Origin of the sequence: Mesorhizobium sp. KR1-2 (assembly GCF_040045035.1) — a bacterium.
In the GTDB taxonomy this organism is placed as follows: Bacteria; Pseudomonadota; Alphaproteobacteria; order Rhizobiales; family Rhizobiaceae; genus Pseudaminobacter.
In genome coordinates this window covers 87,652-114,487 of record NZ_JBDZDS010000013.1, presented here as the reverse complement: position 1 = coordinate 114,487, position 26,836 = coordinate 87,652, and the positions used below count along the sequence as shown (strand labels likewise).

Below are 26,836 nucleotides of genomic sequence, written 5' to 3'. Positions count from 1 at the left end.
GCGTCATTGCCGTTCCCTCGGCCCGCCATCCGCTGGCGGCGACGGATTTCTACCAGCTGCTCGACACCAGCGACGTACCGGCGGGCGTGGTCAGCATCGTCACCGGCGAGACCGCGAGCCTGGCCAAGACGCTGGCCGAGCACGACGAAGTCGCCGCCCTGTGGGACTTCGGCGCGGCGGGCGATGCGGCCACGATCGAGGCGGCGTCGGCCGGCAACCTCAAGCCGGTGTGGAGCGGGGCTCCGCGCGACTGGACGTCAAGCGACGGCCAGGGCCGCGAGTTCCTGCGCCGGGCAACGCAGGTGAAGAACATCTGGGTGCCTTACGGGGAGTAGCAGGCCGTATCATTCAGGCGCGAGGACCGTGCCGACTGTAACGGCCCCATCGCGTGGGTCCGGAAAGCAGTTTTGCGAAGGCGAGATTGCTGCAAGCAGCGCCTCGCCGCACGCATTTTTCTACCGGTCGCGCGAGCGAGCGTGGACCGGTCATCGGCGAACGGCAGTGTCGCCGGACGGGACGAGCGAGCCTCGTTTCTCGATGCTTTCGCGTAGGCATTTTCCTTAGCCGGGTGTCAATCGAATGGCTTTCCAATACTTTTCTTTTTCGCGCACGGAAAACCTGAAATTCAATGGGATACTCATGCCCGTTGTTTCTTTAACCACCGTAAAAACAGGAATTATTCATAAGTCGGCCCGCTTTCCAAAACTTTATAAAATTTGTCATTGTGCATTTCGGAAAAATAATTATTGACGTTGGCACGCTGATCCGTGAAGCTCGGCAGGTATTTTTCGACGAGAGGCTGTGTTGACGCTAAAGCTGACCGCCCGCTGGGTTTTGGGTTTCGACGGCGCCGACCATCTCCTGTTCGAGGATGGAGAGGTGGTGGTCGACGGCGGCCGTGTGCTGCATGTCGGCCACAGGTCCTCGGCTCCGGCCGACCGTCACGAGGATTTCGGCCAGGCGCTGCTTGCGCCCGGCTTTGTCGACCTCAATGCGCTAGCCGACGTCGATACGACGATCCTCGGCTTTGGTGGCAAAATTGCGCCGGGCGCCAAGGCGTGGAGCTCGGAATATGCCGCCCGGCCGCGCGATGTCCTGACGCCGGACCAGATGTTGACCGCCGCGCGTGGGGCTTTTTGCCAGTTGATGCTGTCTGGCATCACCACCGCCTTGCCTGTGACTTCGCTACTCTTCCGGCAATGGGCCGAAAGTGGCGCCGAGTTCGACGCGATCGCGGGGCTTGCCGGCGAACTGGGCTTGCGTCTGTTCCTCGGACCGAGCTTCCGCTCCCATGTCAACGTGATGGAGCGCGACGGCAGGATCGGCCAGGTCGCGGACGAGATGTCCGGGCTGGCAGGTCTCGCCGAGGCCGTGGCGTTCATCGAGCGAAACCGCGGTGCCCATGGCGGTCTGGTGTCGGGGTTGCTTGTGCCGTCCACCATCGAGACCTGCTCGGACGAGCTTTTGCTGCGTACGGCGGAAGCCGCGCAGTCGCTCGACGTGCCCTTCAGGCTGCATTGCTGCCAGTCGCTGACCGAGGCCGATCTTATCTGGAAGCGTTCCGGAAAATCCTCGATCGCGCATTTGCGCGATCTCGGCGTGCTGTCGGAGAGGGCGCTGCTTCCCCACGCGATAGATCTGGGCGGCCCTCGTGCTGACCCGGCTCTGTCCGAAGCCGACAGGGCTGCCCTGGCGGGCAGCGGCGCCACGGTGGTGCATTGTCCGCTCGTCGTGGGGCGCGGCGGCCGGCGACTGGACAACTTTGCGCGCTTCCGCGACGAGGGCATCCGCATTGCGATGGGTACCGACACCGCGCCGCCGAACATGCTGATGAACCTGCAAATCGGGCTCGCAATGGCGCGAATGGACGAGCCGGAAGCCACCCGTCCAGCCGATTATTTTCGCGCGGCGACGCTTGGGGGCGCGCAGGCGCTTGGCCGGCCGGACCTCGGGCGGCTCGAAGAGGGTGCGGCGGCAGACATCGTCGCCTGGGATCTTTCGGCGCTGGACATTCAGCCGGTCCATGATCCGGTCGAGGCGCTGTTCCTGATGCCGCCCGGCCTGAGGGCCCGGCACGTCTGGATCGCGGGTCGCCGCGTCGTCAGCGACGGCAAGATTGCCGGCGTCGACGAAGCTAGGTTCGCTGCGGACATGCAGGCAATCTTCGAACAGCTCCGTGAGAGTTATGAGGAGCGGCACCAGGAGGGGCATTCGTGGCCGACGCTGTTTCCATCAGCCTTTCCGGTTCGCCGGAAAAACGAGACTTCAAAACACTGGGAAGGAGAACATTCATGAAACCAAACCGACTTTGGGCCAAACGGCTGCTGATGCTGGCAGCGGTGTCGCTGACACTGCCGGCGCTGTCTCCCGTCTGGGCGCAGGATGCCAAGCCTGTCGTCATCGCGTCGTCCGAGGATGTCATCAGCCTCGACCCGCACATGCTGGACAGCAACAATCCGACCGGATCGGCGATCTGGTCGATCTTCGACAGCCTGGTCCGCCGCGACCTCGACGGCTCGCCCAAGCCGCGCTTGGCCACGTCCTGGGAACGGGTAGATGACCTGACCTGGCGCTTCCACCTACGCGAAGGCGTCAAGTTCACCAATGGCGAGCCGTTCAACGCCGAAGCCGTCAAGGTCAACTTCGCGCGCATGAATACCGCGCCTTTCAATTCGGTCCAGCAACTGCACGAGCAGACCGGGCTGAAGGAAGTGCGCGTCGTCGACGACTACACCGTTGACCTGGTCACCGAGAAGCCCACGGTGAACATGCTGTACTGGCTCGAAGAAGCCTTTATTGCTGCTCCGAAATACATCACCGAAACCTCTCCTGACGAAGTTGCCAAGGCCCCGATCGGCTCCGGCCCCTACAAGTTCGTCGAATGGCGGCGCGGCGACGCGCTCGTTCTGACCGCGAACGAGAGCTACTGGGGCGATGCGCCGACAGTGAAGGACATTGTGTTCCGCAACGTGCCGGAAGTTTCCTCGCGCCTGAACGAGCTTCGTGCCGGGACTGTCGACGTGGTCGTCGGCATCACCCCCGACACAGCAGAGCAGGCGAACTCGGATGTGAGCGATGTCGTCAAGCTCGAAGGCCTGCGCAAGATGCATATGGGCTTTTCGATCAAGGGCGAACAGCCAGCACTTGCCGATCCTCGCGTCCGTCAGGCCCTGAACTATGCGGTCGACGTTCCGACCATCATCTCGTCGGTGCTGAATGGCTCGACCTCGCAGCTGACCAGCATTGTCAATCCGCCGAACAACAATCCGGACCTCAAGCCTTTCCCCTATGATCCAGAAAAGGCCAAGGCACTGCTGGCCGAGGCGGGCTATGCGGACGGCTTCCCGGTGACGCTGCAGTGGTCGACCCGCTTCGACGGCGGCAAGGAGGTTTCAGAAGTCGTCGGCGCTTATCTCGAGCAAGTCGGCATCAAGCCGAGCTACGAGGCGGTCGAACTCGGCCAGTTCCGTGCGGGCCTGTCCAAGCAGTCGCTCAAGGGCATCTACTTCCAGGGCTGGGCCGCGCTCATCAACCCGTCGGTTGAGTTGGTGATCCTGACCTGCGGCCATGTCGACAATTCGAGCGGCTACTGCAATCCCGATTATGACAAGCTCGTCATCCAGGCGTCGCAGACGTTGGACGATGCCGAGCGTCAGAAGCTGGAATTCGCTGCGCAGGAGATCATCTGGAAAGATGCGCCGTGGCTCTATCTGTGGAGACTGCCGGCCTTCTTCGGCATCTCCAAGAAGCTGAGCTACGACTTCCGCGCAGACAATTATCTCGAGCCGTACCTCATCACCTACAAGTAAGATCGCACACCCTGCCCCGGCCAAAGCCGGGGCAGGGCAGCCGAACGAGCCCCCATGCTTTTTTTCCTGTCAAAGCGCTTCCTGCAAGCGGCCCTGGTTCTGATCGGCGTCTCGTTCTCGACCTTCATCGTCGCACATCTAACCGGCGACCCGGTCGAGTTGATGGCGCGCGAGAACGCCTCCGTCGAAGACAAGCAACAACTGCGCGAATTCCTCGGCCTCGATAAGCCGCTGAGCGAACAGTACCTCACCTTCATCGGCAATGCGCTGCATGGCGATCTCGGCTATTCCTTCGTACAGCGGGCCAAGGTAACTGAACTCATCGCAGAGCGCGTCCCGGCCACGCTGGAGCTTGCCGCGGCCGGCTTCCTGTTGGCTTTGCTCATCTCGGTGCCGCTCGGCATCATCATCGCGCTCAACCGCAATACCGTCTGGGACGTCTTGGTGACGGCGCTGGCCATGATCGGCCAGGCAGCGCCCGGCTTCTGGATCGGCCTGATGCTGATCGTGCTCTTCGCGGTCGAGCTGAAGATCCTGCCCGTCTCCGGCTATGGCGGCGGTGTCTATCTCATCCTTCCCGCAATCACGCTGGCGCTCCAGTCGGCGGCTCGGCTAACCCGGCTGGTGCGGGCCAGCATGCTCGAAGTGCTTGGCGCCGACTATATCAGGACGGCGCGCTCCAAGGGACTGAGGGAGCGCACGGTGCTGTTCATCCATGCGTTCCGGAGCGCCATGATACCGGTCGTGACCATGGCCGGGCTGGAACTGGCGGAACTCGTCTCGGGCGCCTTCATCACCGAAACCATCTTTGCCTGGCCGGGCGTGGGCCGACTGGCGGTGAATGCCGTCTACCAGCGCGACTTCCCAGTCATTCAGGGAGTTGTGCTGATGGCTGCAGCCTTCTTCGTCCTCATAAATTTCCTGGTCGACATGCTCTATGTTGTCATCGATCCGCGGGTGAAGCTCAAATGAGAGTTTCTGCCCTGCGCATGTTCCTCGGCCGACATACGATCGGCCTGATCGGCCTGGCGATACTCGCGACAGCCGCGACAGCCGCGATCTTCGCACCCTGGATCGCGCCCTATTCGCCGACCAAGGTCGATCTGCTTGCCCGGCTTGTCCCGCCCTTCTGGGTCGAGGGCGGCTCACTGAAGCACATCCTCGGCACCGACAATCTCGGCCGCGACATACTGAGCCGCGTTATCCACGGGGCGCAGATATCGCTGGCCGTGGGCGGCGGCGCGGTGGTCCTCGGCGCAATCATCGGGTCGCTGGTCGGGCTGTTCGCCGGCTATTTCGGCGGCATGGTAGACGCTGCCCTGTCGTTCCTTATCAACGTGCAGCTTTCGTTCCCATTCACCCTGCTTGCGATCTTCCTGCTGGCGACCTTCGGCGGCGGCTTCCTCTCCGTTGTGGTCGTGGTGGCGCTGGCGACCTGGGTCAACTATGCGCGTGTGGTGCGCGGCCAGGTGATGAGCGTTAAGAACCAGGAATATGTCGAGGCGGCCAGGAGCGTCGGCGTGCCGACCAGGCGCATCCTTTGGCGCTACATCCTGCCCAACGTCCTGTCGTCGATCATCGTCGTGGCGAGCTTCTCAATGGCGCAGGCGATCCTGACCGAAGCGGCGCTGAGTTTTCTGGGCGTCGGCATCGGCGGCGCGACCCCGTCCTGGGGCACCATGCTCAATGACGGTCGCAACTATCTGCAGAACGCCTGGTGGATGACGGCCATGCCTGGGATAGCTACCGCCCTGACAGTGCTCGCGGGGAACCTCTGCGGCGACTGGCTGCAGGACCGCGCAGATCCGAGGTTTCGCAAATGAGCAGCGCCATGCTTGAGGTCAAGGGCCTGAACGTAAGCTTCCAGACCGGCGACGGTGCGGTCCACGCGGTGCGCGACCTGTCGCTGACGGTCGCTCCGGGCGAGATCGTCGGCCTGGTGGGAGAGAGTGGCTCGGGAAAATCCGTCACCATGATGTCGGTGGTGCGCCTGCTCGACCGCAGACGCACTGAAATCCGTGCCGAGAAGATGGTGGTCGACGGCCGCTCGCTGCTCGAACTCGGCCGCAGGGATCTCGAATCCGTCCGCGGGCCCATCGTCTCCTACATCTTCCAGGATCCGCTGACCGCGCTCAATCCGCTGCTCACCGTCGGGCGGCAGATCACCGAGGGTATGCGCCGGCACAAGGGCATGTCGCGGTCGTCAGCGAGGGCACGCGCGATCGACCTGCTGCGGCGTGTAGGCATTCCGGCGCCCGAAACCCGGATCGACCAGCTGCCGCATCAGATGTCGGGCGGGATGCGTCAGCGCGTGATGATCGCAATTGCGTTGGCAGCTGACCCCAAGCTGCTCATCGCCGACGAGCCGACGACAGCGCTGGACGTTACCGTGCAGGCCGAGATCGTGAAGCTGGTGCAGTCGATCCAGCGCGAACGCGGCATGGCGATGGTATGGGTCACGCATGATCTTGCGCTGCTCGCCAAACTCGCCGACCGTGTAGTGGTCATGTATGCCGGCCGGATCGTCGAGGACGCCACGGCCGAGCAGCTCTACGCCCAACCGAGCCACCCCTATGCGGCCGGGCTGCTGGCCAGCACGTCGCGCATCGACGATCCGTTCACCGAGCAGGACCCGATACCGGGAACCCCGCCCAATCCGAAGATCGTCAGCCCCGGATGCAGCTTCGCACCGCGCTGCAGCCGTGCACAGCCGCGCTGCGAGGCGGAGTTGCCCGAACTGCACATCACAGATGACGGGCGGCGCGTCGCCTGCTTCAACCCAATCATGAGGACTTAGCCTTGACGACCGCTCCAATCATTCGGGCAGAGGGCCTGACGGTCGAATTCGGCGGCAGACGGTCGCTGCTTGGCCGTCAGACGGCGCCTGTCGTCCAGGCCTTGAGCAACATCGACATCACGGTCGAAACGGGTGAAACGTTGGCGGTGGTCGGCGAAAGCGGCTGCGGCAAGAGCACGCTGGGACGCGCCCTACTGCGGAGCACGCCGATCACGCGCGGCAGGATTGCCTTCAAGGGACAGGACATCACTACGATGGAGGGGGAGGCGCTGCGCAGCGCGCGCAGGCACTTCCAGATGATCTTCCAGGACCCCTACGCCTCGCTCAACCCGAAGATGAAGATCTTCGATACGTTGGCCGAGCCGCTGCGGGTACACACCGACGAAAGCAGTGCCGCGATCCGCACGCGTGTCCTTGATATGCTCGAGGCGGCAGGGCTCGACCGGAGCTTCGCCGAACGCTATCCGCACGAGTTTTCCGGCGGACAGCGCCAGCGTGTGGCCATCGCCCGCGCGGCGATCCTGCGTCCGGATTTCATCGTCGCGGACGAGCCGCTGTCGGCGTTGGACGTTTCGCTGCAGCTGCAGATCCTGAAGCTTTTCGCCAGCCTCAAGCAGCAGTTCTCGCTGACCTATTTGTTCATCTCGCACGATCTTGCCCGCGTCTTCGGCTTCGCCGATCGGATCGCGGTCATGTATCTCGGCAAGGTCGTGGAGATCGGTTCGGCCCGCGAAATCTACCACGCGCCAGCCCATCCCTATACCCGTGCCCTGATTGCGGCCGCGCCGTCCCCCGACCCAGAGCGCAAGACCGGGACGCTTGGAGGCGAAATCCCGAGCCCGCTCAACCCGCCGAAGGGCTGTCGCTTCCACACCCGTTGCCCGATGGCAATGGATGTTTGCAGCACTCTGGAGCCGCAAATGACGTCCATCGGTGGCCAGCACAGCGCGGCCTGTCATTGGGTAGCGCCGCAGCCGACTGCGGTCTAGCGATGCCGGCTTCCGGGTCAGCGGGTCCGGGCGGCGAGGATGGACCATTTCTCCAAGAGGGCGTCCGCCGCACTGGCGGCGGACATGGTCCGGTCGCGCAGCAGCTCGTAGCGGATGGTCGCGTCGCACATGGCCGACCATTCGAGGAACCAGGGCGCGTGCGTAGGTGGGGAAACTTCGGCCGATCGCCGAGCCTCTATGAGCCGCTCGACACAGGCCCCGGCAAGGCCTTCGGGAAACGCCCGGGCCATCCCGGCGCGAATGCCGGCGCGAGCGTCGAGTTCGGCATAGGGAACTGCAAACAGACGCTCAGACAACCAGCGCGAATGCACGCGCAGCGAACCGTCAGGGGCCGTCCCGCCCAGATAGGTCAGCAGTCCGCGTGCACGCGTGAGCAATGCGTCGTCGATCCCGCTTCTCATGCACAGCAAGGCATGGCCGGGCATGAGCGGCGTGCCGGTGCGGCCAGGCAGGCGCGGTGCAACGATGTTGATCGGCCGGCCAGCCCCTTCGCAGGCATCCATGGCCAGGTAGTCCGGGGTGAATGTCAACATATGCCGGCCGCTCGCCCAGCGTTCCAGCGCGGCGGCGTCAGCCTCGTCGGCCAGAGAGGCGGCGGGCACCAGATCCTCATTCACCAGGCTGGCGAAGAATTCCAGAGCATCCCGCAGCGCCGCAGGCGCGTCGGGCGCATCGAAGTTGAGGACACCCTCGCTGGCGAGATGGCAAAGCAGGCTCCAGACCAGCCCTGTCTGGCTGCGATGCCAGCGTGGCACGAAGGGGTGAGGCGACAAGCCGTCCCGCTTGGCGCGGCGAAGCTGGTTCAGGACCGCCTCCCAGTCCTTCAGGCTGTCCAGATCGACATGTCCGGCGAAGGCCTCATGGGCGAAGAGCGCGAAGGGGCCGCCATTGTAATAAGTGAGCCCGATGAGGCGGCCATCCCGGTTGCGGGCGCCGTCGACCAGACGGTGGTCCATGCGCCTCAAAAGCGGCGCGACCGTCGGCTCGGTCTCGTCGATCGGCGCAAGGTGACCCTGAGCATCCCACAACGAGGCCTCGGCGCGCTGTGCGTAGAACACATCGGGACCTTCGCCGGCGGCAAACTGCCCCCCGAGAGCCTGTTCGTAGTCGCCCGGCACCTCGATGCAGGCGACGCACTCGCCGGTCTCGGCGGCATAGTGGGCGACGTTGTCGACGACGATTTCGGCACGCACGCCCCAGAACGCGAATTTCAGCGGTGTCTGCCCGCCGGCTCCCACAACGACCTGACGCGATGCGGGGAGGGCGGACTCATTCATGGACAAGGAACTCCGTATGCGTGACCTGATAATCCGCAATGGCAACTTACTGATTTCGGCGGATCATGAAACCCTGGTGCGAGCCGATATTCTGGTGCGCGACGGGTTGATCGCCGAGATCGGCTCGAACCTGCAAGCCGATGTCGAGGTGCTCGACGTGGCGGGTGACGTGGTGATCCCAGGCCTCATCAACGCGCATCTGCACTCGCCGGGCAACTTCATGCGCGGCACACTTGAGGGCCTGCCGCTCGAAGTCTTCATGCTCTATGAGGTTCCGCCCTTGGCGAGCGGCGTGGAGGCCCCCGAGGCGGTGCGGCTGCGAACCCTGATTGGCGCCGCCGAGATGCTCAAGCTCGGCATCACCTCGCTGATGGACGACGCGTTTTTCGTCCCGCTGACCACGCGGTCCTCGATTGACGCCATCGCCGGCGCTTACAAGGAGATCGGCATTCGCGCCACCGTAGCCCTGGATCAGCCAATCGTCGTCGAATACGACAAATATCCCTTCCTGCGCGACCTCCTGCCCGACGACATCCGGCGGACCATGGAACTGGCGCCGCGCGAAACCGCGGAAGGAATGCTCGAGCACTATGCCTATCTCATCGAAAGATGGCACGGCGCCGCGCATGGCCGCATCGCCGCCGCCGTGTCGTGCTCAGCGCCGCAGCGCGCCACCGAGGATTATTTGCGGGCGCTGCACGGGCTCGCGCGCAAGCATGACCTCCCGTATTTCTGCCATATCCTGGAAACCAAGCTGCAGCGCGTGCTCGGCGAGGAGAAGTACGGTCAGTCGCTGGTCAAATATGTCGATCAACTCGGCATCCTCGACGAGCATATGCAGGTCATCCATTCGATCTGGGTCGACGCGGAAGACATCGCGATCCTGGCAGCCTCGGGGGCGGTCGTGGCCCACAATCCGGTTTGCAACATGCGCCTGGGAAGCGGGGTCATGCCGTTCAGGAGCCTGCGCGACGCCGGCGTGCCGATCTGCCTGGGCACCGACGAAGCGGTGAGCGACGACAGCCACAATCTGTGGGGAGCGATCAAGGCCGCCAGCGTGATGCATGCGCTTGCCGGTGGCGATTACCGGGACTGGCCGGCCTGCTCCGAGATCCTTTCGGCGGTGTGGGACGGCGGCAACCGCGTCATGCGGCGACCCAGTCCGGTCGGTCGCATCGAGGTCGGTGCGGCGGCGGATTTTGCAGTGCTTGACGCCAATTCCCCGACATTCCAGCCGCTGCACGACGTTCGGCGCGCACTGGTTCTGTGCGAGGCTGGACGCTCGGTGCGCCACACCATCGTCGATGGCCGGGTCGTCGTCCGCGACGGCCGGCTGACGACGATCGACGAAACGAAGATGCTGGAGAGCCTGCGTGCCATGGAGCCGCAGCTACGCGCGGACGCGATTGCCTTGCGCGAAAGCGCCAGGTCGCTCGAACCCTACTACCGCCAGATGGTGATGCAGGCGGCTGTCCGCGACGTCGGTTTCACGCGGTGGGTGGGCAAATGACGGGTGTCCATCCGGACCGGGATTTCAGTGGCTATGGCGAGCATCCGCCGGTGGTACGCTGGCCGGATGGTGCGCATGTCGCGGTCTCCTTCGTGCTCAATATCGAGGAGGGCGCGGAGCTCGCGCTGTCCTCAGGCGATGAACGCAACGAGGCCGCCTATGAGGTGCAACAGGAACTCGTGGGCGCCCGCGACTACTGCATGGAAAGCCATTTCGAATATGGCAGTCGCGCCGGCTATTGGCGCGTGATGCGGGTGTTCGCGGAGTTCGGCGTGAAGGTCACGCTCAATCTGTGCGGGCGCACGCTTGAGACCTCGCCCTGGCTGGCGCACCACGCCGTCGCGCAGGGACACGAAATCATGTGCCACGGCTGGCGCTGGGAAGACCAGGTACACTTCGAAGAGGCGCAGGAACGCGCCCTGATAGCGCGCTGCGTGTCGGCCATTCAGGAGACCACCGGCGTCCGTCCGTCCGGCTGGCATGTCCGCAGCCATACGTCGCCGAACACGCGGCGGCTACTGATGGAGGAAGGCGGATTTCTCTACGACAGCAATGTCTACAACGACGATCTGCCGATCACGCTTCGGCGCGGCGAGCGGCCCTATGTGTTGCTGCCATACGCCTTCGACACCAACGACATGAATTTCTTCAAGACGCAGCGCTTCGTGCGCGGCGAGGATTTCGCTGGATATTGCGGCGACGCCTATTCATGGCTTGTCCGTGAGGGGCGCACCACGCCGAAGATGATGACCGTGGGGCTGCACACGCGCATCATCGGCCGCCCTGGACGGATCGGCGGCCTCTATCTGTTGCTGCAGCAACTCATCGGAAGCGGCAAGGCGTGGATCGCCCGCCGCGACGAGATCGCCAAAGTGTGGCTCGAACAGGGGCTCTGAGAGGCCTCTGCTCAGACCGCCAGCTCCGGCTTGGCATGGATGAAATCGGCGATCTGCCCCGGCGTCGTGAACCAGATGTCATCGCGGTGGCGGGCGATATGGGCGAGCGCCCGGCGCAGCGCCCGCAGGCGGAAGGGCTGCCCCGAGATGAAGGAGTGGACGACAAGCGGCATCACAAGGGCCTGATCCGCGGAGGCTTCCAGCATCTCGTCGAACTGGTCGATGACCATCTGCGCGAAATCGGTGGCGCTGGCCTGCCGGCCGATGATCGTCGAGCTGTCGTTGAGCTCCAGCGCATAGGGGATGCACAGCAGCTTGCCGCTTCTGGTGTCGAGCCACACCGGCTGATCGTCCATGCCCAGATCCAGCACGTAGCGGTAGCCTGCCTCCTTGAGGAGGTCGGCGGTGTTGTCGGTATGTGCAAGCCACGGGCTGGACCAGCCCGCGGGCGGCGTGCCCTCGCGCTCGGCGATCCTGTCGGCGACGGCCTTCAAATAGCCGGCTTCGTCGTCGGCCGGGCGGCCGGCTAGCGTGTCGGAATTGGTCAGGCCGTGGGCGATGATCTCGCAGCCGCGCTCGCGTGCATAGTCCATCAATTGCGGGGCATGATCGTAGACTTCCGTGTTGAGCAGGATGGACACCGGCAGCCCTTCGCGGTGGAAACGGTCGATCAGGCGGAAGGCGCCGACGCGGTTGCCGTAGTCGCGCCACGACGTGTTGGCGTAGTCGGGCTTCGACGCGCCCGGAAACAGGTCCTCGGTCAGGCCTTCGCCGAACACATATTCCTCGATCCCCAGCGCGACATAGATGGCGAGGCGCTTGCCTTCCGGCCATTGGAACTTCGGACGCTCGGTGATCGGGTGATAGGCGTAGCGGGGCTGGGTCGGAAGCATGGGATGTCCTTGGTGATCGAATTCGGGGTTACTGTCCGGTGCCGAGCAGGGATCGGCGGGTCAGTTTGCGGCTTACGGAGAACCGCGCTTGATCGTTCTTGAGGTGCTCGCGCCGGTTGGGATCGGTGCCGCTGGCGAAGCCAAGATGGTAGGCCAGCAACTGCAGGGCGATAGCCTGGGTGATGCCGACCGTGCGGCCGTCGCCGGGTAGTGCCAGCCGGGCGCTGGCGCTGGGCACGCCGGCGCCTTGCGGTTCCAGCGCGATCGTCAGGATGCCAAGGTCAGACAACGCATCGGCGGTTGCGTCGGCGTAGCGCGCCGAGCCCTCGTCGAGCGGCAAAAGGACGACGATCTCGGAGGTCTGCATGCCCCAATACTGGCGGTGTGCAAATTCCTCGATGTCGTCGCTCCACGCGGGGATCTTGGTGACTTCGACAAACTTCGCCGCGCCGTAGTCGGCCGTGGCGACACTGGCGCCAACGCCGAGAAAACGAGCGCCGGGGAATGCACTGCCGGCGCGCTCGGCAACGGATCGCGCGAAGCGGTCGGCTTCCTCGATGAAGCCGGGCAGGGCGGTCAGCAGCGCGCCGAGCGCCGCGGGAAATCGCGAGCGGGGATCAAGGCTGGCAAATGCAAGCTGCAGGGTTGCCAGCGTGGCGGTGTAGCTCGACGTGCCGCACAGGAACGGCGCGATGTCGGGAATGTCGAGCGAGTGGAGCGCGTCGCCCAGAGCGCCGAGACGTCCACCCTGACCGTTGGTAAGCACGCTCAGTCGCGCGCCGCGTGCTTGAGCGATCTGCGCTCCCTCGAGCGTACGGTCGACATTGCCGGACATCGAAATGGCGACCGCCCTGTCGTCGGCGGTGAGCGTGGGGGCGACGTTCAGAACGAAATCCAGTCCGCTGTGCGCCTGACCCTGCTGCGTGCCGGTCAAGGCCGCGCGGGCCGCAAACCAGCCGTCGCCGCTGCCGAAGATATGCGTTCGGCCAGCTTTTCCGGGTCGCAGATTAATCTCGGCGAATGTCCCGATCGCCTCGCGCCTTGCATGGACCTCGCCCAGCGTTGCCGCCTGCCGGCGAATGTCCGCCAACATCGGCGCTGATGCGTGTGAGTGGTCTCTGTCGGGCTGCGCATGCATGGGGAAAACCTGTCGGAAGGCGCCTCGCCAGGATCGGCGAGCGCTTTCGTAACTTTTAATATCCCCGGTCGGAAAACAAGGAAAATTTGCGAAAAAATACTTTCTATTTTTTTCCTTTTGCCAATCAAAAAAAATTGCTTTCTAGGCGACCACGATTTCGAGGCCGGCCGCACGGAGTTCCTTGAGTGTTTCGGCGGAGGCGTTGCTGTCGGTGATAAGCATGTCCGCCTCGCTCAGCGGTGCGATCCTGGCGGTGGCGACGTGCTTAAGCTTCGAGTGGTCGGCGAGGAAGACCACTCGGCTTGCCGCGCGGATCATCGTCTTCTTGATCTCCGCTTCCTGCCAGTTGCTGTTGGTGAAGCCCTTTTCGGCATCGACGCCGGCGCAACTCATGAAGGCGATGTCGGCGTTGATCTCCTTCAGGATCAGATCGCCGAAGGGCGAGATGAGGGAGTTGAGCTTCGGACGCAGCGTGCCGCCGGTGATGATAACCGTTGCTCCCGGGTGGTCTGCAAGCTCTGTTGCTACCGCGAGGGAGTTGGTGACGACGGCAATGTCGGTCAGGGTCTTGGGAAAGAGGGCGGCCAGCGCGGCAATGGTCGAGCCGGTATCCATGATGATGGTCTCTCCGTCGCGGATCATCTCCGCGGCCAGTGCCGCTATGGCGTTTTTCTCGTTGCTGCGCAGCGACGCGTTGATGTCCACCGGCCGCTCGTAGCGGCTGGGGCGCACCGAGATGGCGCCGCCCCTGATGCGGCGTAGAACCTGGTTCTTCTCCAGATAGAGCAGGTCCGCACGCACCGTCACGGTTGAAACGCCGAGCGCTTCGGCAAGCTCCGAAACGTCGGTGCGACCGGTTGCGCTCAGCTGGTCCATAATCTTCTGGTGTCTTTCGGTAGCTTTCAAAGAAGGCATGTGTTAAAGCTCGCGATGTTCGATTCTTAAATTCGGCGGCAACAGACTAGCTTAATTTCCCTTTCCTAGCGAACGCCGCCTAAGGTCAATCGCCGCCAAGTTCGGGCGGAGACGTTGCGAGTAATTGAGATTATGCAAGGCATGCCCCCTGTTCCTATCATCGCCGCATTGCAGCTGCCGCCCTTTGATGACGGCAAGCACCGGTCCATCGCCTGGTACGAGGATTTTCTCCTGTCCAACGCCCGGATATTCGCCGAGGGCGGTATCAAGGCGGTGAAGATTCAGGATGAAACCCGCGAAAAGGGTGCTGCCGCGCCGCAGACCATAGCGCGCATGGCGACGCTGGGGCGAGCCTTCCGCAAGGAGTTCCCCGATATGCAACTGGGCATCATCGTGCAGGCGCATGACGCGATAGCGCCGCTCGCCATCGCCGATGCCGCCGACGCCCATTTCGTCCGCCTCAAGATCTTCGTCGGCGCAGCAGTCAACGCTGAGGGCCTGCGTGACGCGCTGAGCGTCGAGGCCACGCGTTACCGGGGCGATATAGTGCGTCCTGACATCAGCATCTACGCCGATGTGCACGACCGCACCTGCATGCCGCTGGCGCCGGTGGCCAACGAGACAGCGGCGCTGTGGGCGCAGTCGATGGGGGCCGACGGCATCATCATCACCGGCACAAGCTTTGCCGATACTCTTTCGCGCGTCCGCGCGGCCCGCGCCGCCGGTGTGAAGCGCCCGATCCTGATCGGCGGTGGTGCCACAGCCGACAACGTTGCCACTGCACTCGACGCCGCGGACGCGGTCGTTGTCAGCACGTCGTTGCTGCGCGACGGTGCGGCCTATGACGACTTCAACCTCTGGGACAAGGACAAGGTCCTGCGGCTGATGGAAGCCGCCCAGCGCAAATAACTCTGATTTTCGACCTCTCGGCCTTCTTCTAACGCGACTTCGGATCCCATCATGACCAATGCCAGCCTTCTCACGCCACTGCTCGGCGACCAATCGCCGCTCGATCTCCGCTCAAGGGCGCTGGTCACGGATCTGTTCGAGCGCGAACAGCAACTGATGGCGGCGCTGCCGACGGACGATCCGCTGGACCCCAAGCGCCGTCGCCGGGTCGACTTCACGCTGCCTGAGATCCTGGAGCAGCCCGAGGTCATCCGCACCACGCTGCAGCGTGAGCGGGAAAACATCGCCGCTGCCGCCCAGAACATCGCCGCTGCCGGCATCCGCCGTATCTTCATGACCGGATGCGGCGATTCGCTGGCCGTGATGGTGGCTGTGCGCAGCCTGTTCGAGGAATTGCTGGGCATTCCGTGCGAGCCGGTACAGGCGCTCGACATGGCCTATTACTACCACCACACGCTCGGCCCAGACACGCTGATGATCACGCTGAGCTCCAGCGGCACCACCACGCGGACCGTGGAAGCCATGATGATCGCCAAGGCCAAGGGCGCCCACACGCTGGCGCTCAGCAACACGCCGGGCTCGGCGCTGATGGCCGAGTCTGACCATCGCTTGACCGTCCACGCGCAGCGGAAGGGCTGGCCGACCCAGGCAAGCACCGCCGCGATCGCGCTTCTCTGCCAGCTTGCCCTCGACATCGCCAAGGCCAAGGGCTCGAATGGCGAGCGGGTTGAGGCGCTTCAGGCGGCGCTCGACGCTATCCCCGCCCAGATCGCTGAGGTCATCGCAAGCCATGAGGCGGTCATTGCCGCCATCGCCGAGCGCGAGGCTGCACGCAGCGTCTATCTCTATGCCGCGGGCGGCCCTTCGTTTGCGGCGGCGATGTTCGGATCGGCCAAGGTCAAAGAGTGCTCGCCCGACCACGGCATCTCCATCCCGCTGGAAGAGTTCCACCACTACAACTCGCAGAAGGCCGGCGACCCGCTGTTCCTCATCGCACCGGAAGGACCTTCTGTGCCGCGCGCTCGCGACACCGCGCAGGAAGGTCGCCGCTGGGGTGGGCAGATCTATTCGCTCGTGACCGGCGACGAGACCAGGCTTGACGATTGCTCCGACGTCGTGCTGCGGCTGCCCGCGGTGCCCGAGGTGCTGTCGGCGCTGGTCTACACCATCCCGGTGCAGCTCTTCGCCTACCATGTCGCCATGGCGAAGTTCCGCGCCGCCGAAAGCGTGCACGCAGCATGAGTGCCACGCCCTCGCTCGTCTGCCTCGGCAACTTCACCATCGACGATGTCGTCCTTCCCGACGGCAGCGAGCGTCCCGGCTGCACAGGCGGGGACGCGCTCTATGCGACGCTCGCAGCGCGTCCGTGGGAGCCCTCGAGTGAGCTCGTGGCTCCCGTTGGCACGGATTTTCCGGATTCCATCGTCGCCGAGATGAGGCGGGCCGGGCTGGACGACGCGGGGCTTGCCAGGCGGAGTTCGCCCACCTTGCACAATCGCGTCGAGTACTTCGCCAATGGCGATCGCGAGTGGACGCTGTTTGCCACGGAGGAGGAGTTCGACATCCTCTCGCCGCTGCCCGCGGACATTCCCCCCTCCTATCGCGACGCGAAGGGGTTCATGGTGTTGGCGATGACGCTGACGGCGCAGCAGAGGCTCGTCGCCGACCTCAAGGCGAACACCAATGCCGTCGTCGCGCTCGATCCGCAGGAAGACTACATCAAGGGCAACGAAGCGGCGCTGCGCGAGCTGATCTCGAAGGTCGACATCTTCATGCCCAGCGCGGAGGAAGTGGTTCGGCTGCTCGGCACCAGCGACTGGAGCGCGGCGGCGCGCGCCTTTGCTGCGGTCGGCCCGAAGCTTGTTGTGATCAAGCTCGCCGGCGAGGGCGCGCTGCTGTATGACCGCGAACGCGAGGTCGAGCTTAGGGTTCCTGCCTTCTCCGTCGCCGATGTCGTCGACACGACCGGTGCGGGCGACAGCTTTTGCGGCGCATTCATGGCCGCCTATCTGGCCGATCGTGGCGACCCGGAACGCGCGGCCCGAGCCGGTGCGGTGGCGGCATCCTTCACCGTCGCGGGGTACGGCGTCGATCCGCTGTTCAAGGCCGACCCGGCCCACATGCGCCGCCGGCTCGACGAGTGGCGGCCATAGGCCGCCATCGCCTGCGGGGGGCTCAGCCCTTCAGCAAGGTGGAAAAAGGGCCGGTGAGGTTCTTGGCCGGCGGGTAGGCGAAGCTCGACCGCTTGCTGGTGCCCAGGCCCAGCATCACCAGCCCTTCGGCCATCTTCAGCCCAGCCATCACGCCGTCGATGACGGGAACGCCGAGCTCGCGGGTCAGCGGCTCGACGAGATTGGTGAGGCCGGCGCAGCCCAGCACGATCGCCTCGGCATGGTCTTCGTCCAGCGCATGTCTGGCCGCCTCCAGGAAAGCGACGCCAATAGCCTCTTCTTCGTCCTCTAGATCGAGCACGGGGACGTCGATTGCGCGCACGGCCGCGCAGCGTTCGCTCATCCCGGTTTCGCGCAGAACCCTTTCGGTGTGGATGCGCGTGCGCGGCGGCAAGGTGATGACGCTGAACCGGGCGGCAACCAGCGACGCGGCGAAGAATGCTGCCTCGGTCATGCCGACCACCGGAGCGTTGGTGAGTTCGCGTGCAGCCGCTACACCCGTGTCGCCAAAACAGGCGATCACATAGGCGTTCACCCCGTCCTGCTCGCCCTTGACGATTTCCTCCATCACGCCGATCGCGGCAATGGCTTCTTCCACATGACTTTCGACGGATGGCGTTCCGGACGCCGGAGACCTCGCATCGACCAGCGTTCCCGTGGCTGCGAAAGTGGTCGCTGCGGCGACTAGACCTGTTGTGAACGTGGTTGTGGTGTTCGGGTTAATTATTCGGATATGCACCGGACTCTCCAGGAAAAGACTGGAGACCTTATATCTATTCCCGCCCGCTATAGGACCGTGATTATGGCTGATAAAGATCGTTTTTTGTTGCCACTACACTTCCCAAAGGGAGTGTAAATGTTCCGTCGATGATCCTGTGTGAGCCGCGGGGCCGTGCACCTGCCCAAATGGGGCTGTCACATTGATTATTCGTCAATGGAGTTGCGGTAGTCCCACAGCATGAGCAGCCCGACGCCGACCTATAAGAATCATCGCTTTCCGGTCGAGATCGTTGCCCGAGCCGTGTGGCTCTACTTCCGGTTCAATGTGAGCCTGCGCGAGGTCGAGGAAATGATGCTCGAGCGCGGCGTTGCTGTCTCCTATGAGACGATCCGCCGGTGGTGTCGGACGCACGGTGCCGATTATGCACGCCGTTTGCGTCGCAAGCCACCCTCGCCCAGCGACACCTGGCACCTCGATGAGCGTGTTGTTCGCATCAATGGGCGCAAATGCTGGTTGTGGCGGGCGGTTGACCAAGATGGCTATGTGCTCGACGAGATCGCCCAGACCCGCCGCAACACCAAGGCTGCCAAGCGATTGCTGACCAGACTGTTGAAGAAGCAGGGTATGGCACCGAAGCGCATGGTCACCGACGAGTTGCGCTCGTACGGTGCCGGGAGACGCCAGGTCATGCCAGAGGTCGAGCACCGCTCACATAAGGGCTTGAATAACCGGGCCGAAAATTCGCACTTGCCGTTTCGAAAGCGAGAGAAAACACGGCAAGGCTTCAGGTCGATCGCATCACTGCAGCAATTCGTTTCGGTCTTTTCGGCGGTCCGCAATCACTTCGTTCCCTCCCATTCCAGCCGTTCAGCACATCAGATACGAACCCACCGCCTTCAGGCTATGGCAGAATGGAAAGCGAAAAGCCAACAGTTCATCTGAAATAGCGCTCTCGGCTCCTGCGCGTCTGCATTTCAAACAACGTGACAGTACCCGCGCGAGGCTTGGTTGGCTGCACGAAGCTAAGGAATAGGCCAGGAAAAGCCCGGGGCGGCCTGTGGCGCGACGGCGCTACGAACCACGGACCGGGAATGAGCGATCATCGCGCCTTGGCTGCCAAACAAACCCCGCGGCGTGCTGCGTGACCACCGTCGATCGGGCGAAGGCTGAAACGGGGGGTGTGATCGCGCCGCGCCCTACCTGCGTCCATGCCTCAGTAGATGGCGTTCTTGCCGTCAGTCTGCGGCGCCGGCTTTAGCGTGCCGCAAAGGCGGCTCGGAGGTTCGTCGTCGCCGCCACCAGAAGCCCCACATCGCTGCCGACGGCGACGAAACTCGCCCCCAGTTCGACATAGCGGCGGGCGAGCGTCTGGTCGGAGGTCAGGATGCCGGCGGCCTTGCCATGCGAACAGATGCGGGTGAGGGCGGCTTCCACCGCTTGCTGCACTTCCGGCGCACCGGGCTTGCCTAGATACCCCATGTCGGCGGCGAGATCAGCAGGGCCAATGAAGACCCCATCCACGCCGTCGGTCGAGGCGATGTCGTCGATCGCGGCAAGCCCCGCCCGGCTCTCGACCTGCAAGAGCAGGCAGATCTCGTCGTTGGCGGTCTGGAGATAATCCGGGATGCGGTTGAAGGCGGAGGCGCGCGCAAGGGCAGCACCCACCCCACGCATGCCGTGCGGCGGATAGCGGGTCGCCCGCACCAAGGCGCGCGCCTGCTCGCCGCTTTCGACCATCGGCACCAGCAGCGTCTGGGCGCCGATGTCGAGGATCTGCTTGATGAGCCAGGCTTCGCCGATCGGCGGCCGCACCACCGCATGGCTGCTCGAGGCGGCCAACGCCTGAAGCTGCGACAGCAGCAGCGGGATGTCGTTGGGTGCGTGTTCGGCGTCGAGGACCAGCCAGTCGAAACCGGCTCCGGCGCAGATTTCGGCGGTGTAGGGGCTGGCCAGCGCGAGCCACATGCCGATCTGCGTCCGGCCGTCCCGAAGCGCCTGTTTGAAGAGATTGCGAGGGACCGGCATTCAGGACCTCATTCGAAGAAGCAGCTGATCGTCCCGTAGGGCCCGAAATCGGCGACGATCGTGTCGCCGTGGCGGGCTTCGACGGGGCGGATGAAGGAGCCGGCAAGTACGATCTGGCCGGCCTCGATGCTCTCGCCATAGGCGGCGAGGCGGTTTGCCAGCCACGCGATGCCGCGCGCCGGATGATTGAGAACCCCGGCACCGAGGCCGGTTTCCTCCACCTCGGCATTGCGCGAGACGATCGCGCCCATCCAGCGCATGTCGACCTCCTGCGGGCGCATGGCGCGGCCGCCGATGACGATGCCGGCATTGGCGGCGTTGTCCGAAATGGTGTCGACGATGGTGCGGGCCTTCTTGGTCTCCGGATCGACGCGCAGGATGCGCGTGTCGAGGATTTCAAGCGCGGGCGTGACATAGTCCGTCGCGTTGAGCACGTCGAAGACGGTGACGTTCGGGCCGCTGAGCGGGGCCTTCATCACGAAGGCAATCTCGGCCTCGATGCGCGGCTGGATGAAACGCTCCTTCGGAACAGTGGCGCCGTCCTCGAACATCATGTCGTCGAAGAGCACGCCGGAATCCGGAATGTCGATGTTGAGCGCATATTGCATGGCCTTGGAGGTGAGGCCGATCTTCCAGCCGATCACCTTGCGGCCGTCGGCGATCTTCTGCTTCACCCAGGCAGACTGGACGGCATAGGCATCGTCCATGCTCATTTCGGGATGTTTTAGGGAAAGCAGGCCCGTCTGGACGCGGCTTCTCTCTGCATCGTCCAGAGCCTTCACCGCGGCGGCTATCTCGGCGCTTGTCAGCATGGTTCAGATCACCTCGTCAGCAATCGGGTTGCGCAGAAGGCCGATGCCTTCGGCTTCGACTTCCACGACATCGCCGGGCTTCAGCCAGATCGGCGGATCGAAGCGTGCGCCTGCGCCGGTCGGGGTGCCGGTCACAATGACATCGCCCGGCACGAGCGTCGTGAAGGTGGAGATGTAGCTGATGATCTTGCGGAAGGAAAAGATCATGCGGCTGGTGCGGTCCTGCTGGCGCACCTCGCCATTGACGCGCGTCTCCAGCTTGATGTCGGCGAGCTGCGCCTCGTGGGTGAAGGGTACGAGCCATGGGCCGATCGAACCGCTGCGATCGAAATTCTTGCCCTGCGTGACATTGAACTTGGCGTGCCGCACCCAATCGCGCAGCGTGCCCTCGTTGCAGAGCGACAGCGCGGCGATGTGGTCCAGCGCGGAGGCTTCGGGAATGCGTCGCCCGCCCTTGCCGATGACGATGACGATCTCGCCCTCATAATCGAGCTGCGGGCTTTCCGGCGGCCTCACCAAGGCCTGCTTGTGGCCCACGAACGAACGCGGGAAGCGGATGAAGAGCGAGGGGTTGGAAGGGGCGGCCTGGCCGTCCTTGTACTCCTCGTTGCGGTCGGGGAAGTTCACGCCGACGCAGATGATCTTTTCCGGAGCCGGGACAGGAATCTTGTAGCGGATGTCGCCAAGGTCGATATCCGGGGTAAGACCCGCTGCCTCGTCGGCGAGGCGCTGTAGCGCGCCCGCCTCGATGACCTCGCGCAGCGTCGGCCATTGCTTGCCATGCCGGGCCGTGAGGTCGACGACCCCGCAATCGGTGACTAGGCCGTATCTTTGCGCCCCGGCGACGGAGAATGTGGCGAATCTTGCGCGTTCCATGTCAGTCCTTCCGCCCATCTATGCTTACGGTGCCACGATAGGCTGGGCCTTGAGGATCGATTCCTTGGCCTCGGTGCCGGCAAAGTTGCTGCCTTCCTCGAACCAGGAACGCGGAGCCGGTGCGCCCCACAGGGTCTGGCGCTGCGGGTCCTTGAGGTCCCACTTGATCGGCTCCAGGTCCGGATCGACCGTCTGGTAGTCGGAGCAGTAGATCTCGATGCGATGGCCGTCGGGGTCGCGGACATAGAGGAAGAAGGCATTCGAAATGCCGTGGCGGCCCGGCCCGCGCTCGATATTGGCGAGCCAGCCGGAGGTGGACATCAGGTCGAGCAGATCGATGATGTTGAGCGGCGTCGGCACCCAGAAAGCGGTGTGGTGCAGACGCGGGCCGCGACCATTGGTGAAGGCGATGTCGTGCACGCCGCCCTTGCGGTGCGTCCAGGCCGCCCAGAGACGTCCGGTCTCCTCGTCCTCGGTGTACTCCGTCACGCGGAAGCCGATCTCGTTGTAAAAGGCCACCGCCTCGTCGACATTCGGCGAGAAGCAGTTGAAGTGATCGATGCGCAACGGCTTCACGCCCTTGTAGAGCGCGTATTTCTGATGGATCGGCGGCAGGCGATCCATCTTCGAATAGAATTCGAGCGGAATGCCCTGCGGATCGCGCGTGCGGAAGGTGCGCGACTGGTAGGGCCGCTCGATCCATTCGACCGGCAGGTCCTTCTGCTTGAAGAAATGCGCTGCCTTGTCCAGGTCTTCCTCGCTGTAGACCTTGAATCCCAGGTCACGCGCCTCTGCCCTGTCCGCCTTCTTCAGGATGATGCAGTGATGGCCGCGTTCTTCCATCGCGCGCAGATAGATCGTGTCGGCCGTCTCGTCGGTGACCTGAAGGCCGAGCACGTCGACATAAAACGCGCGCGACTTCGCAAGATCGGTGACGGCGAGCTCGACATGGCTCAGCCGCACGATGTTGAAGGGCGGATGAAGGTTCGGTTTGGGCAATGGCATGAGTGTCTCCTCCACGAGCGTTGGGCGCGCTTAACGCGCGCTCAGACGCCGAGCCTCTGAATGGCATGCGCCGAGCTGACGAATGCCACGTTCTTGGTTTCCATGTAGAAATCGAAGGACCAGTCGCCGCCGTCGCGGCCGATGCCGGAATTCTTGACGCCGCCGAACGGGGTCGGCAGGTGGCGCACATTCTCCGAATTCACCCAGATCATCCCGGCTTCGAGATGGTCGGTGAAACGGAAGGCGCGCGTGACGTCCGACGTCCAGAGATAGCCCGCCAGGCCGTAACGGACATCATTGGCGATCGCGAGGGCCTCCGCCTCGTCCTTGAAGGGGATGGCGGTGAGCACGGGGCCAAAAATCTCTTCCTGGGCAATGCGCATGCCGGTGTTGGCGCCGGTAAACAGCGTGGGCGAGACGTAGCATCCGCCGCCCGGACCCTCGAACTTCTCGCCGCCTGCGGCGACAGTGGCGCCCTCATTGCGGCCGATGCCGATATATTCCAGCACCTTCTTCTCGTGCACGGGATGGATGAGCGGGCCGACGACCGTCTCGGGATCGAGCGGATGCCCGATCTTGATGCGCTTGGCCCTCTCGGCGACCTTCGCGGTGAAGCTGTCGTAGATGCTTTCCTCGACCAGCAGTCGCGACGAGGACGTGCAGCGCTCGCCGTTGAGCGAATAGATCATGAAGACGGCCGCGTCCGCCGCACGCTCCAGGTCGGCGTCGGCGAAGACGACGACGGGGTTCTTGCCGCCGAGTTCGAAGTGGACGCGCTTCAGCGTGTCGGCGCCCTGCTTCATGATCATCGAGCCCGTGCGGCTTTCGCCCACGAAGCCGATGGCCTTGATCGCCGGGTGCTCGGTCAAGGCCTTGCCGGCGTCCTCGCCAAAACCGTTGACGAGGTTCCACACGCCCTTGGGCAGCCCCGCCTCCTCGGCGATCTCGACGAGCAGCCGGGCTGTGAGCGGCGAGAATTCGGCAGGCTTGTGGACGACCGTGCAGCCGGCAGCGAGCGCCGGCGCGATCTTCCACGTGGAGAGCATGAAGGGCGTGTTCCACGGCGTGATGATGCCGACCGGGCCGATGGGCACGCGCGTCGTCATGTTGACCTGGTTGCCGCCACGCAGCACCTTGCCGTCGCGCGCCTCCGGGGCACGGTCGGCGAAGAAGCGGAAGTTCTCGGCGCCACGCAGGGCCGCCTTGGACATGAACTTGAGCGACTGGCCCGTATCCATGCACTCGACGAAGGCGATTTCCTCTGCGCGCGCGACGATGGCGTCGGCGATCCTGTGCAGGATCTTCTTGCGTTCGTCACCGGAGATGCCGGCCCAGTCCGGGAAGGCCTGCTTGGCCGCCTTTGCGGCCAGGTCGACGTCGGCGGCGCGGCCGAGGGCGACCTTTGCGATCGGCTTCAGATCGACGGGCGATATCGTTTCGAACGTTTCGCCGCCGACCGCCGGAACCGCCTCACCGTTGATGTGGTTGAGCACGCCATGCTGGCGGAAGCGGGCGAGGAATCCTTCCGCCTTGGCGATGTTCTCATCGAGTTTGGACATTTCATTCTCCGGTCGTGGCGCGCCACCCCTGCGGGCCGCGCTGGAATTTGAGGTGCGAACTGGAAAGACCTATCGTGCGTCGGCCTGGCGGAGCCGGGGATGGATGGCGTTCTTCTTCCAGCTCAGCTGCGGGTCGATCTCACGGATTTCCAGGGTGAGGGCGAAATGCGGCGTGGCGAAAAGACCCGCGAGCTCGCGCGTGACCGTCGCGAAGATCGCCTCGCCAGTTCGCTTCTTCTCGTCGTCGGAGCGGCCGCGGCCGATGCGAAACGACATGTCGATGAAACCGTTTTCCGGCAAAAGGTCTGCAACCGCATAATGCTCGCTGCGGATCGTGCGCACGCGCACCGCGCCAAGCTCGAACAGGCCGGTCTCCATGATCGTGTCGCGGACGGCACGGCAGAGGCGCTCGAAATCGACGCGCTTGTCCAGATTGGCCGAGTACTCGATCGTGAAGTGCGGCATTTCTTGCCCGATCCCCTTCGCTTTCATTATTTAACATGTTAATAATAATCCCGGCGCTGTCAAGCGGGATTTCAGCCCCGGTCCTCGATGCGCCGGTAATTGCGGAAGGGTGAAAAATGCCGCATAGAGCACCTATGAGCCGCCAGAAAACCTCTGCAACATCCGAGCCGGATGGCCTTCTTCCCCACAATACCCGCCGCTCGCTGCCGATAGCGCTTCTCAGGGCACGCGAGGCGGTGATGGGGCATTTCCGGCCCATGCTCGCGCGCCATGAACTGACCGAGCAGCAATGGCGGGTGATCCGCATCCTCGCCGAGTCCGGGCAGGTCGACGCCACCGAGATGGCTGAGAAGGCGTTTATTCTCGCCCCCAGCCTGACGCGCATCATCCGCTCGCTCGAGGAGCGCGGCCTGATCTCCAAGCACAAGGACGCCGACGACGGCCGACGGGTGCTGCTGGAAATCGCGCCCGCGGGCATGAAGGTGATTGCCGAGGTCGGCCCCGAGAGCCGGGCTATCTATGCGACGCTCGAGGCAAAGTTCGGCAAGGAGCGGGTCGAGAAGCTTCTCGACATGCTGGACGATCTCGCCACGCTCGGCGTCTGATCCGGCCCGCCAAGAAGCCCGTCCGCGACCCGGAGCCAGACGCGTTCGCACCGCACGATGTGCACGGGTCCTGGTAGAGCTCATTTGCCTCCGGCCGCAGAGAGGCCGGCGTCGAGCGCCGAGACGATGCGGGTGACATCCGCGGCGGTGATGACGAGCGGCGGCGAGATGATGACGTTCACGCCCGAGGTGCGGACCATGACGCCCGCCTCATAGGCGACATCGTAGACCTTCTGAACCACGTCCTTCGCAGCGCCGGTCTTTTTCTCCCTGTCGGATACGAGTTCGAGCGCGCACATCAGCCCCTTGCCGCGCACATCGCCCACCAGCTCATGACGCTGCTGCAGTTCGCTGAGGCCGGCGATCAGTTCCTCGCCGCGCGCTTTTGCATTGGGGGCGACGTCAAGCCGCTTCGTTTCCTTCAGCGTGGCAAGCGCCGCTGCTGCGCCGACCGGATGGCCGGAATAGGTGTAACCATGGCCTATGGAACCCATCGCGCCCTTGTTGTTCTCGAACGCCTGCGCGACCCTTTCGGAAATCATCACCGCGCCAAACGGGAAATAGCCGTTGGTGATCGCCTTGGCGGTGGACATCAGGTCGGGCTTGACGCCCCAAAGGCGCGAGCCCGTCCAGGCGCCTGTGCGGCCAAAGGCGGTGATCACCTCGTCCGCAATCAGCAGGATGCCGTGGCGGTCGCAGATCTCCCGCATCAGCGGCATGAAGGTTTCGTGCGGCACGATCACCCCGCCCGCGCCGAGAACCGGCTCCATGATCAGCGCGGCGATCGTGTCCGAGCCCTGGAAGGCGATCTCGTCCTCGAAGAGGCGGGCGATGCCCTTGGCGATCTCCGCGCCGTCTGTGGTCGCGAAGGGATTGCGGTAGGTGAAGGGCGAGGGAAGATGGAAGACGCCGGGCAGCAGCGGCTCGTAGTTGCGGCGGAAGTTGGAATTGCCGTTGACGGATGCGCCGCCGAAATGCGTGCCGTGATAGCCCTTCTTCAGCGCGACGAATTTCGTTCGCTCGGGCTGACCGTTCAGCTTGTGGTACTGGCGGGCGAGACGCAGGCAGGTTTCCACGGAATCGGAGCCGCCTGAGGTGTAGAAGGAGCGGACCAGCCCATCTTCCTTGAACCATTCAGCCAGTTCGTAGGACAGCTCGATCAGCGGCGAATTGGTGGTGCCGCGGAAGGTCGAGTAAAAGGGAAGCTGCTCGAGCTGCTGGCGGATGGCCTCCTTCACCGGCTCGCAGGAATAGCCGAGATTGACGTTCCAAAGCCCGCCGACGGCATCGAGCACGCGCTTGCCATGGATGTCGGTGATTTCGACGCCTTCACCGGCATTGACGATCCGGGGCGGCGACGCCTGCATTTCGGCCGGATGGGCCATTGGATGCCACAGATGGCGGGCGTTGTTCTCGATGAGGAAATTGGCTTCACGCATTTTT

Annotated in this window: 26 protein-coding genes; 14 read left to right on the top strand and 12 right to left on the bottom strand. The window is 64.0% G+C overall.

Annotation, left to right across the window (positions count from 1 at the left end):
• The 7 genes from ABLE85_RS22300 to ABLE85_RS22270 all read left to right on the top strand — a co-directional run.
• Positions 1 to 335, top strand: a 335-nt coding sequence (locus ABLE85_RS22300) for an aldehyde dehydrogenase family protein (RefSeq protein ID WP_348794902.1), incomplete at its 5' end; no start/stop codon positions are given.
• Between the two features lie 469 nt (positions 336 to 804).
• Positions 805 to 2,295, top strand: a complete 1,491-nt coding sequence (locus ABLE85_RS22295) for a chlorohydrolase family protein (RefSeq protein ID WP_348794901.1) — start codon at positions 805 to 807, stop codon at positions 2,293 to 2,295.
• On the top strand, positions 2,292 to 3,809 hold the full coding sequence (locus ABLE85_RS22290) for an ABC transporter substrate-binding protein (RefSeq protein ID WP_348794900.1): 1,518 nt from the start codon (positions 2,292 to 2,294) through the stop codon (positions 3,807 to 3,809). Before ABLE85_RS22295 ends, ABLE85_RS22290 begins: the two co-directional genes overlap by 4 nt.
• Before the next feature lie 54 nt (positions 3,810 to 3,863).
• Positions 3,864 to 4,781 carry an ABC transporter permease gene (locus tag ABLE85_RS22285; protein ID WP_348794899.1) on the top strand — a complete coding sequence of 306 codons (918 nt, stop codon included), beginning with the start codon at positions 3,864 to 3,866 and terminating at the stop codon, positions 4,779 to 4,781.
• Entirely contained in the window at positions 4,778 to 5,632 is an 855-nt protein-coding gene (locus tag ABLE85_RS22280; RefSeq protein ID WP_348794898.1) for an ABC transporter permease, read from the top strand. The genes ABLE85_RS22285 and ABLE85_RS22280 overlap by 4 nt, the downstream gene beginning before the upstream one ends.
• On the top strand, positions 5,629 to 6,606 hold the full coding sequence (locus ABLE85_RS22275; RefSeq protein WP_348794897.1) for an ABC transporter ATP-binding protein: 978 nt from the start codon (positions 5,629 to 5,631) through the stop codon (positions 6,604 to 6,606). The genes ABLE85_RS22280 and ABLE85_RS22275 overlap by 4 nt, the downstream gene beginning before the upstream one ends.
• Positions 6,607 to 6,608: 2 nt before the next feature.
• The gene (locus ABLE85_RS22270) at positions 6,609 to 7,595 is read left to right on the top strand and encodes an oligopeptide/dipeptide ABC transporter ATP-binding protein (protein ID WP_348794896.1); all 987 of its coding nucleotides are present in this window, start codon (positions 6,609 to 6,611) and stop codon (positions 7,593 to 7,595) included.
• Between the two features lie 17 nt (positions 7,596 to 7,612).
• Here ABLE85_RS22270 and ABLE85_RS22265 read toward each other — a convergent pair whose 3' ends face one another.
• On the bottom strand, positions 7,613 to 8,893 hold the full coding sequence (locus ABLE85_RS22265) for an extracellular solute-binding protein (protein WP_348794895.1): 1,281 nt from the start codon (positions 8,891 to 8,893) through the stop codon (positions 7,613 to 7,615).
• Between the two features lie 16 nt (positions 8,894 to 8,909).
• On the opposite strand from ABLE85_RS22265, the gene ABLE85_RS22260 reads away from it, so the two are divergent.
• Both ABLE85_RS22260 and ABLE85_RS22255 read left to right on the top strand, forming a co-directional pair.
• Positions 8,910 to 10,403, top strand: coding sequence for an amidohydrolase family protein (locus tag ABLE85_RS22260; RefSeq protein ID WP_348794894.1), 1,494 nt, complete (start codon positions 8,910 to 8,912; stop codon positions 10,401 to 10,403).
• On the top strand, positions 10,400 to 11,299 hold the full coding sequence (locus ABLE85_RS22255) for a polysaccharide deacetylase family protein (protein WP_348794893.1): 900 nt from the start codon (positions 10,400 to 10,402) through the stop codon (positions 11,297 to 11,299). Before ABLE85_RS22260 ends, ABLE85_RS22255 begins: the two co-directional genes overlap by 4 nt.
• 11 nt (positions 11,300 to 11,310) lie before the next feature.
• Here ABLE85_RS22255 and ABLE85_RS22250 read toward each other — a convergent pair whose 3' ends face one another.
• The 3 genes from ABLE85_RS22250 to ABLE85_RS22240 all read right to left on the bottom strand — a co-directional run bounded on the left by ABLE85_RS22250 (position 11,311) and on the right by ABLE85_RS22240 (position 14,245).
• On the bottom strand, positions 11,311 to 12,192 hold the full coding sequence (locus ABLE85_RS22250) for a polysaccharide deacetylase family protein (protein ID WP_348794892.1): 882 nt from the start codon (positions 12,190 to 12,192) through the stop codon (positions 11,311 to 11,313).
• A 28-nt stretch (positions 12,193 to 12,220) separates the two neighbouring features.
• On the bottom strand, positions 12,221 to 13,330 hold the full coding sequence (locus ABLE85_RS22245) for an SIS domain-containing protein (RefSeq protein WP_348794891.1): 1,110 nt from the start codon (positions 13,328 to 13,330) through the stop codon (positions 12,221 to 12,223).
• 141 nt (positions 13,331 to 13,471) lie between these two features.
• The gene (locus ABLE85_RS22240; RefSeq protein WP_348794890.1) at positions 13,472 to 14,245 is read right to left on the bottom strand and encodes a DeoR/GlpR family DNA-binding transcription regulator; all 774 of its coding nucleotides are present in this window, start codon (positions 14,243 to 14,245) and stop codon (positions 13,472 to 13,474) included.
• A gap of 141 nt (positions 14,246 to 14,386) precedes the next feature.
• Between ABLE85_RS22240 and ABLE85_RS22235 the strand changes: the two genes are divergently transcribed.
• The 3 genes from ABLE85_RS22235 to ABLE85_RS22225 are packed head-to-tail and all read left to right on the top strand — an operon-like array spanning position 14,387 to position 17,307.
• The gene (locus ABLE85_RS22235) at positions 14,387 to 15,154 is read left to right on the top strand and encodes a BtpA/SgcQ family protein (protein ID WP_348794889.1); all 768 of its coding nucleotides are present in this window, start codon (positions 14,387 to 14,389) and stop codon (positions 15,152 to 15,154) included.
• 51 nt (positions 15,155 to 15,205) lie between these two features.
• Positions 15,206 to 16,396, top strand: coding sequence for an SIS domain-containing protein (locus tag ABLE85_RS22230; protein ID WP_348794888.1), 1,191 nt, complete (start codon positions 15,206 to 15,208; stop codon positions 16,394 to 16,396).
• Entirely contained in the window at positions 16,393 to 17,307 is a 915-nt protein-coding gene (locus ABLE85_RS22225; protein ID WP_348794887.1) for a carbohydrate kinase family protein, read from the top strand. Before ABLE85_RS22230 ends, ABLE85_RS22225 begins: the two co-directional genes overlap by 4 nt.
• A gap of 22 nt (positions 17,308 to 17,329) precedes the next feature.
• Here the strand turns inward: ABLE85_RS22225 and ABLE85_RS22220 are convergent, their stop codons facing one another.
• Positions 17,330 to 18,064, bottom strand: coding sequence for an aspartate/glutamate racemase family protein (locus ABLE85_RS22220; protein WP_348794886.1), 735 nt, complete (start codon positions 18,062 to 18,064; stop codon positions 17,330 to 17,332).
• Between the two features lie 219 nt (positions 18,065 to 18,283).
• On the opposite strand from ABLE85_RS22220, the gene ABLE85_RS22215 reads away from it, so the two are divergent.
• Positions 18,284 to 18,988, top strand: a complete 705-nt coding sequence (locus tag ABLE85_RS22215) for an IS6 family transposase (protein WP_348794885.1) — start codon at positions 18,284 to 18,286, stop codon at positions 18,986 to 18,988.
• A 312-nt stretch (positions 18,989 to 19,300) separates the two neighbouring features.
• Here ABLE85_RS22215 and hpaI read toward each other — a convergent pair whose 3' ends face one another.
• From hpaI to ABLE85_RS22185, 6 genes are all read right to left on the bottom strand, one after another.
• Complete coding sequence (gene hpaI / locus ABLE85_RS22210) at positions 19,301 to 20,071, bottom strand: 4-hydroxy-2-oxoheptanedioate aldolase (protein WP_348794884.1); 771 nt, start codon at positions 20,069 to 20,071, stop codon at positions 19,301 to 19,303.
• 8 nt (positions 20,072 to 20,079) lie between these two features.
• Positions 20,080 to 20,883 (bottom strand): 2-oxo-hept-4-ene-1,7-dioate hydratase, encoded by an 804-nt coding sequence (gene hpaH / locus ABLE85_RS22205; protein WP_348794883.1) that lies wholly within the window; start codon positions 20,881 to 20,883, stop codon positions 20,080 to 20,082.
• A gap of 3 nt (positions 20,884 to 20,886) precedes the next feature.
• On the bottom strand, positions 20,887 to 21,759 hold the full coding sequence (locus ABLE85_RS22200) for a fumarylacetoacetate hydrolase family protein (RefSeq protein WP_348794882.1): 873 nt from the start codon (positions 21,757 to 21,759) through the stop codon (positions 20,887 to 20,889).
• A 24-nt stretch (positions 21,760 to 21,783) separates the two neighbouring features.
• Positions 21,784 to 22,764 carry a 3,4-dihydroxyphenylacetate 2,3-dioxygenase gene (hpaD, locus tag ABLE85_RS22195; protein ID WP_348794881.1) on the bottom strand — a complete coding sequence of 327 codons (981 nt, stop codon included), beginning with the start codon at positions 22,762 to 22,764 and terminating at the stop codon, positions 21,784 to 21,786.
• A gap of 41 nt (positions 22,765 to 22,805) precedes the next feature.
• Positions 22,806 to 24,323 carry a 5-carboxymethyl-2-hydroxymuconate semialdehyde dehydrogenase gene (gene hpaE / locus ABLE85_RS22190; protein ID WP_348794880.1) on the bottom strand — a complete coding sequence of 506 codons (1,518 nt, stop codon included), beginning with the start codon at positions 24,321 to 24,323 and terminating at the stop codon, positions 22,806 to 22,808.
• Positions 24,324 to 24,392: 69 nt separating this feature from the next.
• Positions 24,393 to 24,788 carry a 5-carboxymethyl-2-hydroxymuconate Delta-isomerase gene (locus ABLE85_RS22185; RefSeq protein ID WP_348794879.1) on the bottom strand — a complete coding sequence of 132 codons (396 nt, stop codon included), beginning with the start codon at positions 24,786 to 24,788 and terminating at the stop codon, positions 24,393 to 24,395.
• A 134-nt stretch (positions 24,789 to 24,922) separates the two neighbouring features.
• Here ABLE85_RS22185 and hpaR point away from each other — a divergent pair, with 134 nt between their 5' ends.
• Entirely contained in the window at positions 24,923 to 25,393 is a 471-nt protein-coding gene (hpaR, locus tag ABLE85_RS22180; protein WP_348794878.1) for a homoprotocatechuate degradation operon regulator HpaR, read from the top strand.
• A gap of 80 nt (positions 25,394 to 25,473) precedes the next feature.
• On the opposite strand, the gene ABLE85_RS22175 is transcribed toward hpaR, so the two are convergent.
• Entirely contained in the window at positions 25,474 to 26,832 is a 1,359-nt protein-coding gene (locus tag ABLE85_RS22175; protein ID WP_348794877.1) for an aspartate aminotransferase family protein, read from the bottom strand.
• Positions 26,833 to 26,836 lie beyond the last annotated feature (4 nt).

Coding starts and splice junctions, on each gene's coding strand:
- ABLE85_RS22290 (WP_348794900.1), top strand. CDS start 2,292: ATGAAACCAAACCGACTTTGGGCCAAACGGCTGCTGATGCTGGCAGCG.
- ABLE85_RS22285 (WP_348794899.1), top strand. CDS start 3,864: ATGCTTTTTTTCCTGTCAAAGCGCTTCCTGCAAGCGGCCCTGGTTCTG.
- ABLE85_RS22280 (WP_348794898.1), top strand. CDS start 4,778: ATGAGAGTTTCTGCCCTGCGCATGTTCCTCGGCCGACATACGATCGGC.
- ABLE85_RS22275 (WP_348794897.1), top strand. CDS start 5,629: ATGAGCAGCGCCATGCTTGAGGTCAAGGGCCTGAACGTAAGCTTCCAG.
- ABLE85_RS22265 (WP_348794895.1), bottom strand. CDS start 8,893: ATGAATGAGTCCGCCCTCCCCGCATCGCGTCAGGTCGTTGTGGGAGCC.
- ABLE85_RS22260 (WP_348794894.1), top strand. CDS start 8,910: ATGCGTGACCTGATAATCCGCAATGGCAACTTACTGATTTCGGCGGAT.
- ABLE85_RS22255 (WP_348794893.1), top strand. CDS start 10,400: ATGACGGGTGTCCATCCGGACCGGGATTTCAGTGGCTATGGCGAGCAT.
- ABLE85_RS22250 (WP_348794892.1), bottom strand. CDS start 12,192: ATGCTTCCGACCCAGCCCCGCTACGCCTATCACCCGATCACCGAGCGT.
- ABLE85_RS22245 (WP_348794891.1), bottom strand. CDS start 13,330: ATGCATGCGCAGCCCGACAGAGACCACTCACACGCATCAGCGCCGATG.
- ABLE85_RS22240 (WP_348794890.1), bottom strand. CDS start 14,245: ATGCCTTCTTTGAAAGCTACCGAAAGACACCAGAAGATTATGGACCAG.
- ABLE85_RS22235 (WP_348794889.1), top strand. CDS start 14,387: ATGCCCCCTGTTCCTATCATCGCCGCATTGCAGCTGCCGCCCTTTGAT.
- ABLE85_RS22230 (WP_348794888.1), top strand. CDS start 15,206: ATGACCAATGCCAGCCTTCTCACGCCACTGCTCGGCGACCAATCGCCG.
- ABLE85_RS22225 (WP_348794887.1), top strand. CDS start 16,393: ATGAGTGCCACGCCCTCGCTCGTCTGCCTCGGCAACTTCACCATCGAC.
- ABLE85_RS22215 (WP_348794885.1), top strand. CDS start 18,284: ATGAGCAGCCCGACGCCGACCTATAAGAATCATCGCTTTCCGGTCGAG.
- hpaI (WP_348794884.1), bottom strand. CDS start 20,071: ATGCCGGTCCCTCGCAATCTCTTCAAACAGGCGCTTCGGGACGGCCGG.
- hpaH (WP_348794883.1), bottom strand. CDS start 20,883: ATGCTGACAAGCGCCGAGATAGCCGCCGCGGTGAAGGCTCTGGACGAT.
- ABLE85_RS22200 (WP_348794882.1), bottom strand. CDS start 21,759: ATGGAACGCGCAAGATTCGCCACATTCTCCGTCGCCGGGGCGCAAAGA.
- hpaD (WP_348794881.1), bottom strand. CDS start 22,764: ATGCCATTGCCCAAACCGAACCTTCATCCGCCCTTCAACATCGTGCGG.
- hpaE (WP_348794880.1), bottom strand. CDS start 24,323: ATGTCCAAACTCGATGAGAACATCGCCAAGGCGGAAGGATTCCTCGCC.
- ABLE85_RS22185 (WP_348794879.1), bottom strand. CDS start 24,788: ATGCCGCACTTCACGATCGAGTACTCGGCCAATCTGGACAAGCGCGTC.
- hpaR (WP_348794878.1), top strand. CDS start 24,923: ATGAGCCGCCAGAAAACCTCTGCAACATCCGAGCCGGATGGCCTTCTT.
- ABLE85_RS22175 (WP_348794877.1), bottom strand. CDS start 26,832: ATGCGTGAAGCCAATTTCCTCATCGAGAACAACGCCCGCCATCTGTGG.